Raw genomic sequence first — 15,022 nt, forward strand, 5'->3', positions numbered from 1 at the left:
GCGGGCCATGTGCAACCTCTACCGCATGCGCAAGGCCACGGACGAGATTGCAGGACTGTTCCGGGCCTCGGCGGAACCGGCCGCGAACCTGGGCGAGGAAGTCTATCCGGGCTATCCGGGGCTGGTCGTTGCGGAAGAACGGGTCGAGGCCATGACCTGGGGCTTCCCGCTCGCCCAGACCGGCAAGCGCGGGCAGGCCATCAAGCCGAAACCGATCAACCAGGCGCGGGGCGACAAGCTCGGTACCGCGTTCTGGCGCTCCAGCTTCCAGATGCGCCGCTGCCTCGTGCCCTTCAGCGCCTGGGCCGAGCCGGAAGGCGACAAAGGCGCGATGACGCGCACCTGGTGTTCGCTGGAGCAGGAAGATCCCTTCGCCGTCGCGGGAATCTGGCGGCCGACCGTGGAATGGGGCAAGGCTTTCGCCGTGGTCATGGTCGACCGACCCGAACCCATCGTGGCCAACCACGGACGGGTGCCCCTCATCCTCGCCCGTGAAGACTGGGCGCTATGGGCCGGGGGCGACGCGGATGCAGCGCTTGGATTGTGCCGCCCCGACACGCATCGGCTGGTGATCGACCGCACCGATGCGCCCTGGAACGCGGGCCGGATCGCGGTCAGTCGTAGCTGACCAGTTCGAATTCGATCCCGTCCCAATCGAAGAAGTAGAACCGCCGGCCCGGTTCGTAGTCGGCATGGTTGAACGGCTCCAGCCCGGCGGCCACCACGGCCCGTTCCGCGGCGTCCAGATCGCTCACCACCAGTCCGACATGGTTGAGCGGACTGCCCTTGGGAAAGCGATCGTGCTGCTTCCGGTCGGTATAGACGGCGATGTAGCTGAAATCCCCGCCGACATGGATCGTCTCCCCGCCGTTCAGCGCGGGCCCGCGCCAGCGTTCGTGCCAGCCCAGCAGGTTCTGGAGCAGGGCGGAGCTGCGATCGATGTCGCTGACGGTGATATTGGCGTGTTCGAGGCGGCCCTGGGCCATCTGGCATCTCCTGTGCGTCGCCGGGCAACTTGCCGGCTTGGCTTTGATGCATCCTCAAGTTAACTTGAGATCAAGCGCTTTTTGCAGAAGGACGGCGTGATTTGCAGAAGGACGGGAGGGTCGAGGACCGATTCATCACCATCGGCTATCTGGCGCGGCGCACGGGCGTCGCGGTTTCGGCCATTCGTTTCTACGAGGAGCGGGGCCTGCTGACCTCGCTGCGGACGGCGGGGAACCAGCGCCGCTTCCTGCGCTCGGATATCCGGCGGGTCAGCTTCGTACTGATCGCCCAGAAGCTGGGACTGGCCCTTGCCGAGATCGAGCGCGAACTTTCGGCCCTGCCGCAAGGCCGCACGCCCACCCTGGCGGACTGGGAAACGATCAGCCTGTCGATGCGGCAGGCGATCGACGCCAGGATCGCCCTGCTGGAACTGACACGACGCAAGCTGGACGAGTGCATCGGTTGCGGCTGTCTCAGCCTGGCGAAATGCCGCCTCTACAACCGCGAAGACGAGGCCGCCGCGCTGGGACCGGGGCCGCGCTTCGTGCTCAAGTAGTCTCTGCGGTCTTGCGGATGGAAGCGAGGATGCGGCTGCGAATGAGGCCGCTCACCGGCCGGATCAGCAACCAGTAGAAGCGAAACTTTCGGCGTGAGACCGCGTCGGGGCAGAACACGCGGGTCTCGGTGGTGAGGCGGTGTGCGCCGCCCGCCTGGGATGCGACTTCGAAGCTCAGGGCGAGGCGCGGAACGCCTGGCTCCTGGAAGTCCCGAAAGGCGGAACCGTCCGTGATCGGGCGAAGCCCATAATCGGGGCGCCAGAACTGCCCGGCGAGACCGTAGACCAAGGCCCGGTCGGTCCGCTCCAGCAGCGTGAAGTTCTGCATCCCGAACGGCTTGCTGCCTCGCCGCCCAAGCAGGCGAGCCGGCATTTCGCGCAAGCCGATCATGGCGCGAAAGAAAAGATCGTCCTCGGGCTTGTAGCGCCCTGCCGCGTCCAGGATCGGCGCCGCATCGGCCGCGATCCGGCAGGAATGGGTTTCCGAGAACTGATAAAGCGGCAGGTAACTGTCAATCAAGGGCATGGGCGCTGCCGGGCTATTCCGCCGCCAGCAGTTCCTCGGCGCCGACCAGATCGACGCTGACGAGGCGGGAGATGCCCTTTTCCACCATGGTCACGCCGAACAGGCGGTGCATGCGGCTCATCGTCACGGCATTGTGCGTGACGATCAGGTAGCGCGTGTCGGTTTCCTGCGTCATCGCTTCGAGAAGATCGCAGAAACGCTCGATATTGGCATCGTCGAGCGGCGCGTCGACTTCGTCCAGCACGCAGATCGGCGCGGGATTGGTCAGGAACAGCGCGAAGATCAGGGCGACGGCGGTGAGGGCCTGCTCGCCGCCCGAAAGCAGGGTGAGCGACTGGAGGCGCTTGCCCGGCGGCTGGGCGAAGATCTCCAGCCCGGCCTCCAGCGGATCGTCCGAATCGACGAGCGCGAGATGGGCCTGCCCGCCCTGGAACAGGCGCGTGAAAAGGCGGCGGAAATGGCCGTCGACGGCCTCGAAGGCGGCACGCAGGCGTTCGCGGCCCTCGCGGTTGAGGTTGCCGATCGAGCCGCGCAGGCGGTTGACGGCTTCGGCCAGTTCGGTCTTTTCGTTGATGCTGGTGCCGAGCTGGGCTTCGGCCTCGGCGAGTTCGGTTGCGGCGACGAGGTTGACCGGCCCGATCCGTTCGCGCTCGGAGACGAGCCGCTCCATGGCGACCACTTCGTCCTGCGCCTCCCGCACGTCGCCCGGGGCGAAAGCGAAGCGTTCGGGCAGGACCGGCGGCGGGCACTGGAAGCGTTCGCCCGAGACGCGGGTCATCTCGACGCGGCGGGCATCCTCGTTCTCGGCGCGGGCGGCGGCACCGGCGCGGTTCTCGCGGGCACTGGCCAGCGCTTCCTGCGCGGCGGCCAGCGCGGCGTCGGCCTTGCGCGCGGCATCGGTGACGAAGGCGACGGCGGCTTCGGCCTTGCCCAGTTCCTCGGCAATGCGGTTGCGCACCGTCTCGCCCTGTTCGATCTGGGCCATGAGCGACGCGGGCTTGGCGGCGACGACGGCGCGCTCGGTCTCGATTTCATCGAGCCGGCCGGCCATCTGGGCAAGGCGGTTGGCGGCATCGCCGGCGCGCGATTGCCAATTGCGGATGTCGCCGCGCTGCGAGGCGGTACGCTCGCGCGCGACGGCCAGAGCCTGGTCGTGCGAGGCGAGCGTGGCGGTGGAAATCTGGAGCGTGGCGCGCGTGGCCTCGTTCTTTTCGCGCGCGACGACGAGCCCGGCCCGGCCCTTTTCCGGATCGGGCAGGACGGACCGTTTGCCTTCGGCGCCGGCGATGTCCCGTTCCGCGACCTGGCGCTGCTCGGCCAGATCGGCCTGGGCGCGGCCTATTTCGGCGCGGCGCGTTTCGTCGCGGATGCGGGCATCCTCGGCCTGGTCCACCGCGCGCAGGGCGGCACGTTCGGCATTGGCGGCATCGGCAATGGTCCGCTCGGCGGCGACCACAGCGGCGGCATGGGCGGAGAGTTCCTGCTGCACCGCGTTCTGGCTTGCTTCGGCGGCGGAGACGGCCGCGCGCAGCGGTGGAAGCTGGGCATCGAGCTGGGCGAAGCGGTTCTCGGCCTCAAGCCGAGCGGCTTCGGCGGCGCCTTCGCCGCGCGCGACGAAGCCGTCCCAGCGGCGCAGCGCGCCGGTGCGCGTGACCAGCCATTCGCCTTTGCCGAGCGGCCGGGCATCGTCTTCCTCGACCACATGGACGAGCGCCAGGCGGGCCGCGAGTTCCGGCGGACATTGGGTGACATGGGCGGCCAGGCTGTCGGCTACCGGAGCAGGGGCCTGGGAGCCGGTCCAGAACCGGCCGTCGGCCCTGGCGACTTCGCCCAGGGGGGCCTTGGCATCGCGGCCGAGCACGGCAGCGACGGCGCGTTCGTATCCCGGAGCGGCGCGCACGGCGTCGATCGCGACGGGCAGGCCATGCGCGGCCTTCGCCCCTTTGGCGCGGGCCTCGCGGTCGCGGGTGAGGGCAGTGTGCTCGCGCTCGATGCCGGTAAGGTCGGCGCGGGCGGCGGCGAGGGCCGAGGCCGCGGCGTCGCGCTCGGCCTGGAGTTCGGCCTTGCGGGCCTGCTGCGCCTCCAGCCCGGCGCGGGCGGCGGCCAGAGCGGCGGTACCGGCTTCGGCCCTGGCCTTGGCTTCGGTAACCGCCGCTTCGAGATCCCCGGCAGCGGCCAGCGCTTCGACCTGGGCTGCGAGGCGGGCTTCTTCGGCGGCCAGCCGGCCCAGACGGGCGCGGGCCTGCGAGAGTTCGGCTTCGGCAATGCGCCATTCGGCCTCGACCCCGGCCTGCGCTGCAGTGGCCTGCGCCAGGTCGAGTTCGGCGGCGCGAGCCGAGCGTTCCGCGCCTTCGAGGGCATTGGCCAGGCGCGGACGCTGGGCTTCGTCCTGCTCCAGCTGCTTCGCGCCTTCGGCCAGATCGCGCTCCAGACGGGCGAGGGCCTCGGCCGCGTCGCGGGTCATGCGGTCGGCATCGCCGCGGTCCTCGTCGAGGCGCGTCTTCTGGCGGTCGAGATCCTTGAGCCGCTGTTCGGCAGCTTCGAGCTGGCTGGTGAGCGTCGCCATGCGGTGACCCTGCGCGCTGGCATCGTCACGGCGGTCGGCCAGTTCGTCGCGGGCTTCCACGAGGGCCTCGGCCGCCTTGGCCTGCGCGTCCTGCGCCTGTTTCGCCGCGTCCTGCGCGGCGCTCACGCCTGCTTCGGCGCCTTGCGCTTCCTTGCGGGCGGCATCGGCGGCCTCTGCCGCGTCGCGCCAGCGGGCGAAGACCAGCCGCGCTTCGGCCAGCCTGATCTGGTCCGACAGGGCGGTATAGCGCTCGGCCGCCTTGGCCTGGCGGCGCAGGCCGGCGACCTGCTTGTCGAGCCCGGCCATGAGGTCTTCGAGGCGCGAGAGATTGGCTTCGGTGGCGCGCAGTTTCTGCTCGGCGTCCTTGCGGCGGACGTGAAGCCCGGCAATGCCGGCCGCTTCTTCCAGCATGGCGCGGCGTTCGGCCGGCTTGGCGGCGATGACGGCGGCGATGCGGCCCTGGCTGACGAGCGCGGGGCTATGCGCGCCGGTGGCGGCATCGGCAAAGACCAGCGAGACGTCCTTGGCGCGCACGTCGCGGCCATTGATGCGGTAGGCGCTGCCGGCGCCGCGCTCGATGCGGCGGACCACTTCGAGTTCCTCGCGCACCCCGTTTCCGTCAGGCGCGGCATCGGCCTGGAGCACCACTTCGGCGAAGGCGCGGGGCGGGCGGGTGGCCGTGCCCGCGAAGATCACGTCCTCCATGCCGCCGCCGCGCATCGACTTGGCCGAGCTTTCGCCCATGACCCAGCGGATCGCTTCGAGCAGGTTGGACTTGCCGCAGCCGTTAGGGCCGACCACGCCGGTCAGCCCTGGCTCGATGCGCAATTCCGCCGGCTCTACGAAACTCTTGAAACCGCTGAGCTTGAGCCGTTTTATGCGCATCTTCGTATCGTTCGATTCAGACGGGCGGGCGCATCAGCGCGCGCCGGCCTCCTGCAGCTTGGCTTCCAGTTCCTTCCAGCCCATCGAACCGACATTGCTGCCGTTGATGATGAAAGTGGGCGTGCCGTTGACGTTGAATTCGGTCGTCGCCTTCTGGGTCTGGTCGGCGAAGGCCTTGGCCTTGGCGGCATCGGCCAGGCAGACCTTGCCCTGGTCGCGCGAAATCCCGCGCGACGCGAAGAATTCGGTCATGCCGCCGACTTCGGCGATGGCCGCCATCTGCTGGTCCTTCGGCAGGTTCTGGATTTCCTTCATGCGGGCGTCGCCGGCCGACTGAAGGTTCTGGAACATGTTGGGCTGCCAGGCCCAGAACTGCTCGCTGAGCGGCAGGACCGCCTCGGTCGCGCCGCAAGTGGCGAGCAGCGATGCCGGGATGTCGAAGGCGTTGAGCATGAAGTAGCGCAGTTCGTAACTGACCCGGCCGCTGGCGACGTAATCCTCGCGCAGCTTGTCGTAGCTTTCATGCGCGAATTCGGCGCAGTGCGAGCACGACAGCGCGCCATATTCCACCAGCTTGATCGGGGCGTCGGGATTGCCGATGCGATAGCCGCCCTCTGCGGTCTTCACGACGTTTTCCGCCCAGGCCTTGCCGGCGGGGGCGGCGACCGTGGGCAGGGCCTGCGCCGACTTGGGCGCTTCGCCCGGCGTGCCGGCGTCCTTCTTGCCGCAGGCGGCAAGGCCGAGCGCGAGCGGCGCGGCGATCATTCCAAGGGCGATGGTGCGCAGGGCGGTCTTGCGGATCATGTCGGCGAATCCTTGTGAGAAGGCGGGGAAACTAGCCCACAGTCGGGGCGGATAACAGCGGCGGGGGGCGGAAGGACAGGCGCTTTCCCACAGGAAACCGCCCTTTTCCGGTACTTCAGACCGAACCCTTGCGCTTCGCGGCCATCTGGTCGGTGATCTCCTTGGAGAGAGTCGGCCAGTCGTGTGCGTCGAGCAGCTTGCCGTTGAGAATGAAGCTGGGCGTGGAATTCACGCCGTTCTTGGCCACGGTGGCCTGCTGTTGCTTGATGGTATCGAACACCGCCTCGTTGGCGAAGCAGGCATCGGCCTGGGTACGGGTCATGCCCCAGGCGGCGACCCTGGAGTAGAAATCGAGGTCGCTGGCGATGGCCTTCATGCGTTCGGGCAGGGCGCCCTGGTACCAGCGCTTCTGCTGCTCCTCGCCGATCTTTTCCAGCTTGGCCATCCAGGTGTCCTGGCTGGCGAGGAAGGCGTTGTGGCGCACGAAGAAGCGCTTGGGATCGCCGCAAGTCGTCAGCATCGAGATCGTCAGGTCGATCGGGTTGCGCAGCAAAGTGGTCACGGTCACGCCGATCTGGCCCTTGGGCACCATGGTGAGGCGCAGCGTGGGATCCGCCTCGCGGTTGAAATGCGCGCAGTGCGGGCACGTGTAGCTGACGAATTCTGTGAGCTGCATCTCGGCCTTGGGGTTGCCGTACATGTGGCTGCCGTCGCCCGTCACCACGATCTGGTTCGCCCAGTTCGAGGCGGGGTTGGAGCTGGGCGCCAGTGGCTTGTGAGCGGGCTTCGTGGCGGCGACGCTCAGCAGGGCCGCTGCGGCAAGGAAGACGAGACGGGGGGCGGCAAGACGCAACGTGGACTTCATCACTGCTTTTCCTGATCTTGCATGGGATCATCCTGGGCACCGAGGCTTCGGGCCAGCGATTCTAGCACCGCGCGAAGTTCGGGATCGCCGATGTCGCGCAGCGATTCGCCCAGTTCGAGCGGTACGGGCTTGAGAGAGGGCGGAGCCGCCTTGGGCCGCGTGGCAGCCGGTGCCTTAACCTCACCTTGCCGGATTTTCACTTTGGCTACAGCCTTGTAGCCGAAGAAGCGGTTCACCCGGTCCATGATCTCGGGCACGACGTGCTGGATCATCGGGGCATGGGCGGCCAGCACCACGAGCTGGAGAATGCCGTCGCACTTTTCGCCGGGCGGGAAGCGGATCGATTCGGGGGCGCAGACGCGGGCGTGGCGCAGGCCGACGATCTCGGGCCAGCGCGTCACCACGCTGGACTGTACGAAACCGAAGCGGCGGAAAGCGGTGCGGCCCACTTCGGGCATGAGGTCGGAAATCTGGCGGGCCTGGCCGCCCCGCGCGCGCTCGAACCGCTTCGGGGCGCCGGCCTTGGACTCGCCGCCGGCCGGGGCTTTGCCCGCGGCTTTGACCACGCCTTTCGCCGCGCCTTTGGCGGACTTCGCCGCCTTTTCCGTTCCTTTGCTTGGATGCCGTTCCATTGTTGCCGCTCCAATGCCATAGGGCGCTGATGGACGCCAGCCGCGATACGATCTCCCGCAAGGTTCTCGACTGGTACGACGCTCATGCCCGCGCACTGCCGTGGCGCGCGCCGCCGGGAACGCCGGCACCCAACCCTTATCGCGTCTGGCTTTCGGAAGTCATGCTCCAGCAGACGACCGTGGCCGCGGTGAAGGACTATTTCGCGAAATTCACCGCGCGCTGGCCGACCGTGACGGACCTTGCCGCCGCAGCCGACGCGGACGTCATGGCGGCCTGGGCAGGGCTTGGCTATTATGCGCGCGCCCGCAACCTCCTGGCCTGCGCGCGCGAAGTCGCGGCGCGGGGCGGGGTCTTCCCCGAGAGCGAGGAAGGCCTGCGCGCCCTGCCGGGGCTGGGCGCCTATACGGCCGCCGCGGTGGCGGCGATCGCCTTCGGGCAGCGGGCCGTGGTGGTGGACGCCAATGTCGAGCGCGTGGTGACGCGGCTTTTCGCGCTGGAAGACCCGCTGCCGAGTGCGCGGCCAGCGATACGGGCGCTGACCGACGGGATCACCCCCGACCTGCGGACGGGCGACTTCGCGCAGGCGCTGATGGACATGGGCGCCACCGTCTGCACCACGCGCATGCCGCGCTGCCTGCTCTGCCCGCTTGCGGCCGATTGCCGGGCAAGGACCACGGGCGAGCCGGAGCGCTTTCCGGTCAAGGCGCCGAAGAAGGCCAAGCCCGCGCGGCAGGGCCTCGCCTTCTGGATCGAGCGGGACGGAAATGTCTGGCTGGTGCGCCGCGCGGACAAAGGCATGCTCGGCGGCATGAGAGCGCTTCCCGACGACGGCTGGTCCGCCCGCGCGAACGGCCACGGCGCGCCGCCACTGGCGGGGCGCTGGGAAAACGGCGGCCGGGTCGGCCACGTCTTCACGCATTTCTCGCTCGAACTGGGGCTTCGCATTCTGGAGCACGACCTTGACGGCGATCCCCCCGGCCCGGGGGAATGGTGGCCGGTCGACCGTATCGCCGAGGCGGGGCTGCCCACACTCTTCGCCAAGGCGGCGGGCCTCGCCAGGGCGGAGATGGCATGAGCCCTGCGCGCGAACGGCTGGAAGCGGCGGTCGATCGCCGGATGCTGCTGCGCATGGCGGGGATCGCGGGTGTCGGCGCCGCGTTCATGCCTCGGCTTGCCTGGGCGGCGGCGCAGGTGGAGACGATGCCGCGCGTGCGTGCGCTGGTGGAGCGCTGGACGGGGAGCGGCGATGCGCCGGGCACGCTGCCGGGCCTCGTCGCCTCGCTGGCGCTGCCGGGCCGCGAACCGGAATTCGTCGCCCGCGGGTCGCAGGGGTTCACCGACGGCACGCCGATCTCGCCGGACAGCCTGTTCCGCATCTATTCCATGACCAAGCCGATCACCGGCATCATGGCCATGCAGCTGGTGGCGGAGGGCCGGCTCGGCCTTGACCAGCCGGTCCATGAAATCCTGCCGCGTTTCGCGCAGATGCGGGTGCAGGACCGCTATGACGGATCGCTCACGGCCCTTCATCCGGCGCCGCGCGCGATCACCATGCGGCATCTGCTCACGCATACATCGGGGCTGGGCTATTCGATCATCCAGACCGGGCCGATCCGCGCGCTGATGCAGTCCAGGGGCCTCGCTGCCGGGCAGATCAGCCGAATCAAGGTGCCGGGCCTCACCGATGCGCCCCCCGCGCCCAGCCTCGCGCTGTTCGCCGACCGGCTGGCCGAAGTGCCGCTGGTCTACGATCCTGCCACCCACTGGAGCTATTCCCTCGGTCTGGACCTGATGGGCCGGGTGATCGAAGTGGTCACCGGCCGGCCCTTCGACGCCTATCTGCGCGAAACACTGTTCGAACCGGCGGGAATGACCAGCACGGCCTTCCAGGTGCCCGCTGCCCAGGCCGGCCGCCTCACCACCAATTATGCCGCGCTGGGCAGCGTGCTGGTGCCGATCGACGAGCCGGGCAACTCGGTCTTCCTGGAAAAGCCGGCCTTCCCCTTCGGCGGCGCGGGCCTCGTCAGCACGCCGCGCGACTATGACCGTTTCCTGCGCCTCCTGGCCCAGCGCGGCATGATCGACGGCAAGCGCGTCCTGGCCGAAAGCGCGGTCGTCACCGGCACGTCGGACTTGCTGCCACCCGGCGTGGCGCTTTCCGCCATGCTTCCGGCGGGGAGCGGCTTCGGTGCCGGCGGGCGCGTCGGCAAGGGAGCGGAGAGCGGCCTGTTCGGCTGGTCGGGCGCGGCGGGAACGGTGGGCATGGTCGACATGGTGCGCGGCCTGCGCTCGCAGCTCTTCGCGCAGTTCATGCCGCCGAATGCCTACGAGCTTATTCCCCAGTTCCAGAATGCGCTGAAGGCCGATGTCATGGCCCTGTTGGAGACGCCCCTTTGACCACCACCCTCCTGCCGAAGCTGCTGCCCATCGCCTTTTCCGGTTCGCATCTCGACCGTGCGGACCATATCCGCAACGACCCGGCAGCGCTCCTGGCCCTGCAGAGCAGCGAGGCGCGGCTGCTGCGGCTAGACGGACTGGATGCGGTGCTGGTCGACGACGGCGCCTTGACCTGGGGCACGCTGGCGGATGCGGAACCGGGCAGCGAGATGATCTTCCTCGGCCTTGACGGCGCCGTGCCCTGCTTCGCGGAAGTGCCCGGCACCACGCCGCTGCAAGGGCCCCATGCCACGCCCGTCAACTGGCACGCCATGGCCGTGCTCGATCCCGCCGAACTTGCGGCTTATGGCGGCGCGCGCTCGCTGGTGAGCTGGCATTGCCGGCACCGGCACTGCGCCGTCTGCGGCCACCCCACGGTTCTTGCCAAGGGCGGCTGGCAGCGCTCCTGCACCAATATCGACTGCGGCGCAGAGCACTTCCCGCGCGTCGACCCGGTGACCATCATGCTCGTCGAGCACGAAGGCCGCGCATTGCTCGGCCGCCAGCCGCGCTTTCCCGAAGGACGCTATTCGACGCTCGCGGGCTTCGTGGAGCCGGGCGAATCGGTGGAGGAGGCCGTCGCGCGCGAAATCCACGAGGAAGCGGGGATCCGCGTGCGCGATGTGACCTATGTCGCCAGCCAGCCCTGGCCGTTCCCATCCTCGTTGATGATCGGCTGCCACGCCCATGCGGACGACGATGCCATCACCATCGACGAGACCGAACTGGAAGACGTGCGGTGGTTCACCCGCGACGAGGTGGTGGAGGCGCTCGAAGCCATCGGCCGGGGCGAAAACGGCAAGGCTTTCGGGGCGCCGCCGGCCCATGCGATCGCCCATGTGCTGATGCGCTGGTGGGTCGATCGGGGGTAACGGAAGGCGCCGTCCCGGATCGGTCCGGGAAAGGGCTACCGATCGGGCAGACCCGCGCCTGCCCGCGCCACGGCGGCGACGATGGCGCCGCGCGCCTGGGGGGAGTTGCGCCAGCAGGTCGACCCCATTGCCGCCGAGATTTCCGCGCAGACCGCATCGGGATCGCGCCCGGCAAGATCGGCGAAGTTCCGGATGCCCAGTTCCTCCAGCCGTGCGATCACCGCGGGGCCGACGCCTTTCACCGCAAGCAGTGCTTCGCGCTCGTCGCCGGCGAAACCGGTCACACCAGCCCCAGCTTGGCCAGTTCGCGCGCCAGCTTGGGCGGCATAGCGTCGCCCGCCGTCTCGCCTTCGCCCAGATCGCGGGGGGCGTCCTTTTCGGCAAGGTAGCGCCAGCCCTGGTGCGCGCGCTTGGGGTGCGTGACCACCGGGATCAGCATCGGTTCCAGGCGAATATGCCAGCGCCCGTCCTCGCGCTGTTCGAAGCCCAGGATCGGCGAGCGGCCGACCAGGGCATGTTCGTAGATCCAGTATAGCGAGCCGCCGACCATTTCCTCATGCCGCTTGGGCAGATAGCGCGTGGTGAGGCGGGCTTCGCCCAGGGTGTCGTGGCTTTCCAGCCAGGCGCGCAGGGCCGCCGGGCTCTCGGCGGAAAACGCGATCTTGGTCATGTGCAGCGGCATGATGACTAGATAGGAGGCGCGCCCCTAGCGCACCAGACCGGATACCGTGGCAAGGCCGAGGAAGACGAGGAAGCCCATCGAATCCGTGGTCATCGTCACGAAAATGGACGAGGCGATGGCCGGGTCCGCCTTGAGCCGTTCCAGCGTCAGCGGCACGAATACGCCCGCCATGCCCGCGATCAGGATATTGGTCATCATCGCCAGGGCTATGACCAGGCCCAGCGTGACATTGCCGAAGATCAGGCTGACGACGATGCCGATGATTACCGCGATCGTGCAGCCGTTGAGCAGCGCGATGGACATTTCGCGGCGTACCGCGCGCCAGGCGTTGGACGCGGTAAGCTGGTTGGTGGCAAGCGCGCGGACGGTCACGGCCAGGGTCTGCGTGCCGGCATTGCCGCCAAGCCCGGCGACGATCGGCATCAGCGTGGCCAGCGCCACCATCTTCGCGATCGTGCCTTCGAACAGGGCGATGACCGAGGAAGCGAGCGTGGCGGTGAGCAGGTTGGCGATCAGCCAGCGCACGCGGGCCGAATAGGCGTCGCGAATCGGCTCGTTGATGTCGCCGTCACCCGCGCCGGACAGCAGCAGGGTATCTTCGCCCGCTTCTTCCTGAATGATGTGGACGATGTCGTCGACGGTGACCTGGCCGATCAGCCGGCCGGCATCGTCGACCACGGCCGCCGAAATCAGCGCGTACTTCTGGAAGCGCAGCGCGACTTCCTCCTGGTCCATGTCGACCGGGATCAGCGTCTGGTCGCGCGCCATGACATCGTAGAGCGGGATGTTGCGCGGGGTGCGCAGGATCCACGAGAGCGCGCAAGTGCCGATCGGGCGGTGCATCGGATCGACGATGAACACTTCCCAGAACTCGGTCGGCAGCTCGCGATGTTCGCGCAGGAAATCGATCAGGTCGCCGACGGTCATCGATTCGTGGACGGCCACGAAATCGCGGCTCATCAGGCGGCCGGCGGATTCCTCGGGGTAGGACAGCGCCGATTCGATGGCCGCGCGGTCTTCCGGCTCCATCTCGGCGAGGACGGCCTGCTGGTCTTCCTCGTCGAGGTCTTCCAGCATGGCGACGGCATCGTCGGTGTCGAGCTGCTCGGCGATCTCGGCGACGACTTCGGCGGGCAGCGCCTCCATCAGCGCCTCGCGCACCCAGTCGTTCATCTCGGCGATGACTTCCACGCCCATCAGGTCGCGGATGGCGCGGGCCAGGCCGAGGCGCTCGTTCTCGTTCATGAGTTCGAACAAGTCGGCGATATCGGCGGGGTGGAGCGGCTCCACCAGGTCGTAGACGCGCTCGAAGTCTTCCTCGTCCAGCGCATCCTTCACGCTGCGGACGAATTCGGCCTTCAAGCGGTTGTCGTCGTCGAGGGATTCGGATTCGGGCATATCGAGACGCGCGGTGTCTTCCGCGTTTTCCATGCGCTCGTCCTGAAGGTCCGTTTCGCTCATCCGGGCCGGTCTACGCAGCTATTTCGCGATTGCAACAGGGGGGCGGCGGCATTCGGGAAGTTTCCTCGGCCGGTGGCTGCAGAGCCACGGGACGATGCACCGAATGGACCCCGAAACGGCCTCGCGGCGGAGAGAGGAGCGTGACGGGCAGGGGATGACCGGGACGGAGGCACGAACGAGCGCTCCCCTCGTGACATTGCCGCGCCAGTGCCTATATCGGGCGCCGATGCCCCACCGGCGCGGACCTGCGCCGGCAGAAGGAGACTGCAATGGCTGACGAATACCTGACGCTCACGCTCGACACCGGCAATGGTGAAGGCGGCGACGTGAAGATCAAGCTGCGTTCCGACCTGGCCCCCGGTCACGTCGAGCGTATCAAGGAACTGACCGGCGAAGGCTTCTACGACGGCATCAAGTTCCACCGCGTGATCCCCGGCTTCATGGCGCAGGGCGGTTGCCCCAACGGCACCGGCATGGGCGGTTCGGACAAGCCCGACCTCCAGGCCGAATTCAACGCCGAGCCGCATGTCCGCGGCGTCTGCTCGATGGCGCGCACCAGCTATCCGCACTCGGCCAACAGCCAGTTCTTCATCTGCTTCGACGATGCACGCTTCCTCGACAAGCAGTACACCGTCTGGGGCCAGGTGGTCGAAGGCATGGAACTCGTCGACGCGCTGCCCAAGGGCGAGCCGCCGCGCGAGCCGGGCAAGATCGTCAAGGCGACCATCTCGGAAGGCTGATCCTTCCTTCGGTCTACCGATAGAGAAAAGGGCGGCTCCGCGAGGGGCCGCCCTTTTTCGTTGCGTGCTGGGCCAGACGAAGCTGTACCCATCGCGGCGCAAGTTCCCGGCGCTTCCCGCCCCGGTCGATCAGCTCAATGTGCCTTGGCCTTCTCGTCCTTTTCGAGCTGGGCCTCGGAAACGCCGAGCAGCTTGGCGAGACGAGCCTTCTCGTCCTTCGAAAGATCCCCATAGGCGCGCGGCTCGGGAAGGCTCGCGCTGGCGGTCTTCACCTTTTCCACGATGGCGGGCATCTGCTCCATCAGCTTGGGAACGAAGCCCTGCATCTTCGCCATGACTTCCGGCGACATCATGACGAGATAGGAATCGGCCGCGTAGGCCTTGCCGGTAGGCGTCGCGAAGAAGGCATTCAGTTCGCCCAGCTGGGTGGTCGTATACCTGCCGGCATAGGCCTGCGTCAGGCCGTCGCGAATGTCGGGCTCGACCTGGGTCATCAGCGGGATCATCTCGTTCATCATCGTGCGCGTGGAGATCTGCATGCGCTGCTTGAAGGCCGGGTCGTAGATCTGCATGATTTCTGCCATCGAGGCCTCGCCCAGTTCCTCGGTGTTGACGCCGCTGAGACCGGCAAGCTGCTTGAGCGGCAGCTTCATCGTGGAATCCATGATGGAATCCATCATCTTGTCGAGGGTGCCGTTCATCAGGCGCGCGTAAGTCCCAAGGGGAAATACGTGATCCACCGTGACGCGCGCCGCGGCGATGCGCGCGGGGTCGGTGATGGGCGCTGCCGCCGCCGCCGCTGCTGTTGCCGCAGTCGGCGCCGCTTGAGCGGGCTCGGCGGCGAAGCTCGGCGCGGCCGAAGCGATGGAAGCCGCAGCAACGGCGGTGAACATAGTGAAACGCATGACGGAGCCCCCGGACAGTCGAAAAAGTCCCGGGGATCATAACCGTGAAGTGCCGCGCAGGGGAATGAAATCGCCCGTCATGTCGCAAAAACGCCGGTCCCGTC

The 15,022-nt window shown here is 68.1% G+C and carries 16 protein-coding genes; 6 read left to right on the forward strand and 10 right to left on the reverse strand.

Going from position 1 to position 15,022, the window contains the following annotated elements:
• Positions 1-7 precede the first annotated feature (7 nt).
• Positions 8-628, forward strand: coding sequence for an SOS response-associated peptidase (locus ACZ1J6_RS19890; RefSeq protein ID WP_465127868.1), 621 nt, complete (start codon positions 8-10; stop codon positions 626-628).
• Here the strand turns inward: ACZ1J6_RS19890 and ACZ1J6_RS19895 are convergent.
• A complete protein-coding gene (locus ACZ1J6_RS19895; protein WP_132268111.1) occupies positions 615-986 on the reverse strand; it encodes a VOC family protein in 372 nt (123 codons plus the stop codon). The genes ACZ1J6_RS19890 and ACZ1J6_RS19895 overlap by 14 nt on opposite strands.
• 101 nt (positions 987-1,087) lie before the next feature.
• On the opposite strand from ACZ1J6_RS19895, the gene soxR reads away from it, so the two are divergent.
• Entirely contained in the window at positions 1,088-1,543 is a 456-nt protein-coding gene (gene soxR, locus ACZ1J6_RS19900) for a redox-sensitive transcriptional activator SoxR (protein WP_132268112.1), read from the forward strand.
• Here soxR and ACZ1J6_RS19905 read toward each other — a convergent pair.
• The 5 genes from ACZ1J6_RS19905 to ACZ1J6_RS19925 all read right to left on the reverse strand — a co-directional run bounded on the left by ACZ1J6_RS19905 (position 1,536) and on the right by ACZ1J6_RS19925 (position 7,821).
• Positions 1,536-2,069, reverse strand: coding sequence for a hypothetical protein (locus tag ACZ1J6_RS19905; RefSeq protein ID WP_465127869.1), 534 nt, complete (start codon positions 2,067-2,069; stop codon positions 1,536-1,538). The two genes, soxR and ACZ1J6_RS19905, sit on opposite strands and share 8 nt — an antisense overlap.
• Positions 2,070-2,082: 13 nt before the next feature.
• A complete protein-coding gene (smc, locus tag ACZ1J6_RS19910; RefSeq protein WP_465127870.1) occupies positions 2,083-5,520 on the reverse strand; it encodes a chromosome segregation protein SMC in 3,438 nt (1,145 codons plus the stop codon).
• A 33-nt stretch (positions 5,521-5,553) separates the two neighbouring features.
• Positions 5,554-6,324, reverse strand: a complete 771-nt coding sequence (locus tag ACZ1J6_RS19915; RefSeq protein WP_132268117.1) for a thioredoxin domain-containing protein — start codon at positions 6,322-6,324, stop codon at positions 5,554-5,556.
• Positions 6,325-6,439: 115 nt separating this feature from the next.
• Positions 6,440-7,189 carry a thioredoxin domain-containing protein gene (locus ACZ1J6_RS19920; RefSeq protein ID WP_132268118.1) on the reverse strand — a complete coding sequence of 250 codons (750 nt, stop codon included), beginning with the start codon at positions 7,187-7,189 and terminating at the stop codon, positions 6,440-6,442.
• Positions 7,189-7,821, reverse strand: a complete 633-nt coding sequence (locus ACZ1J6_RS19925) for a DUF721 domain-containing protein (RefSeq protein ID WP_465127871.1) — start codon at positions 7,819-7,821, stop codon at positions 7,189-7,191. Before ACZ1J6_RS19925 ends, ACZ1J6_RS19920 begins: the two co-directional genes overlap by 1 nt.
• 29 nt (positions 7,822-7,850) lie before the next feature.
• Between ACZ1J6_RS19925 and ACZ1J6_RS19930 the strand changes: the two genes are divergently transcribed.
• Genes ACZ1J6_RS19930 through nudC form a run of 3 tightly spaced genes read left to right on the forward strand, consistent with a single transcriptional unit; the run spans position 7,851 to position 11,130 of the window.
• On the forward strand, positions 7,851-8,897 hold the full coding sequence (locus ACZ1J6_RS19930; protein WP_465127872.1) for an A/G-specific adenine glycosylase: 1,047 nt from the start codon (positions 7,851-7,853) through the stop codon (positions 8,895-8,897).
• Positions 8,894-10,219 (forward strand): serine hydrolase domain-containing protein, encoded by a 1,326-nt coding sequence (locus tag ACZ1J6_RS19935; RefSeq protein ID WP_465127873.1) that lies wholly within the window; start codon positions 8,894-8,896, stop codon positions 10,217-10,219. Before ACZ1J6_RS19930 ends, ACZ1J6_RS19935 begins: the two co-directional genes overlap by 4 nt.
• Positions 10,216-11,130 (forward strand): NAD(+) diphosphatase, encoded by a 915-nt coding sequence (gene nudC / locus ACZ1J6_RS19940; RefSeq protein ID WP_465127874.1) that lies wholly within the window; start codon positions 10,216-10,218, stop codon positions 11,128-11,130. The genes ACZ1J6_RS19935 and nudC overlap by 4 nt, the downstream gene beginning before the upstream one ends.
• Before the next feature lie 35 nt (positions 11,131-11,165).
• Here the strand turns inward: nudC and ACZ1J6_RS19945 are convergent, their stop codons facing one another.
• Genes ACZ1J6_RS19945 through mgtE form a run of 3 tightly spaced genes read right to left on the reverse strand, consistent with a single transcriptional unit; the run spans position 11,166 to position 13,273 of the window.
• Complete coding sequence (locus ACZ1J6_RS19945) at positions 11,166-11,414, reverse strand: helix-hairpin-helix domain-containing protein (RefSeq protein ID WP_465127875.1); 249 nt, start codon at positions 11,412-11,414, stop codon at positions 11,166-11,168.
• Entirely contained in the window at positions 11,411-11,812 is a 402-nt protein-coding gene (locus ACZ1J6_RS19950) for a DUF1489 family protein (protein ID WP_132268127.1), read from the reverse strand. Before ACZ1J6_RS19950 ends, ACZ1J6_RS19945 begins: the two co-directional genes overlap by 4 nt.
• 24 nt (positions 11,813-11,836) lie before the next feature.
• Positions 11,837-13,273 (reverse strand): magnesium transporter, encoded by a 1,437-nt coding sequence (mgtE, locus tag ACZ1J6_RS19955; protein WP_132268128.1) that lies wholly within the window; start codon positions 13,271-13,273, stop codon positions 11,837-11,839.
• A gap of 269 nt (positions 13,274-13,542) precedes the next feature.
• On the opposite strand from mgtE, the gene ACZ1J6_RS19960 reads away from it, so the two are divergent.
• The gene (locus ACZ1J6_RS19960) at positions 13,543-14,013 is read left to right on the forward strand and encodes a peptidylprolyl isomerase (RefSeq protein WP_132268130.1); all 471 of its coding nucleotides are present in this window, start codon (positions 13,543-13,545) and stop codon (positions 14,011-14,013) included.
• 134 nt (positions 14,014-14,147) lie between these two features.
• Here the strand turns inward: ACZ1J6_RS19960 and ACZ1J6_RS19965 are convergent, their stop codons facing one another.
• On the reverse strand, positions 14,148-14,918 hold the full coding sequence (locus ACZ1J6_RS19965) for a DUF2059 domain-containing protein (RefSeq protein ID WP_465127876.1): 771 nt from the start codon (positions 14,916-14,918) through the stop codon (positions 14,148-14,150).
• Positions 14,919-15,022 lie beyond the last annotated feature (104 nt).

This window comes from Novosphingobium sp. BL-S-21 (genome assembly GCF_055521655.1).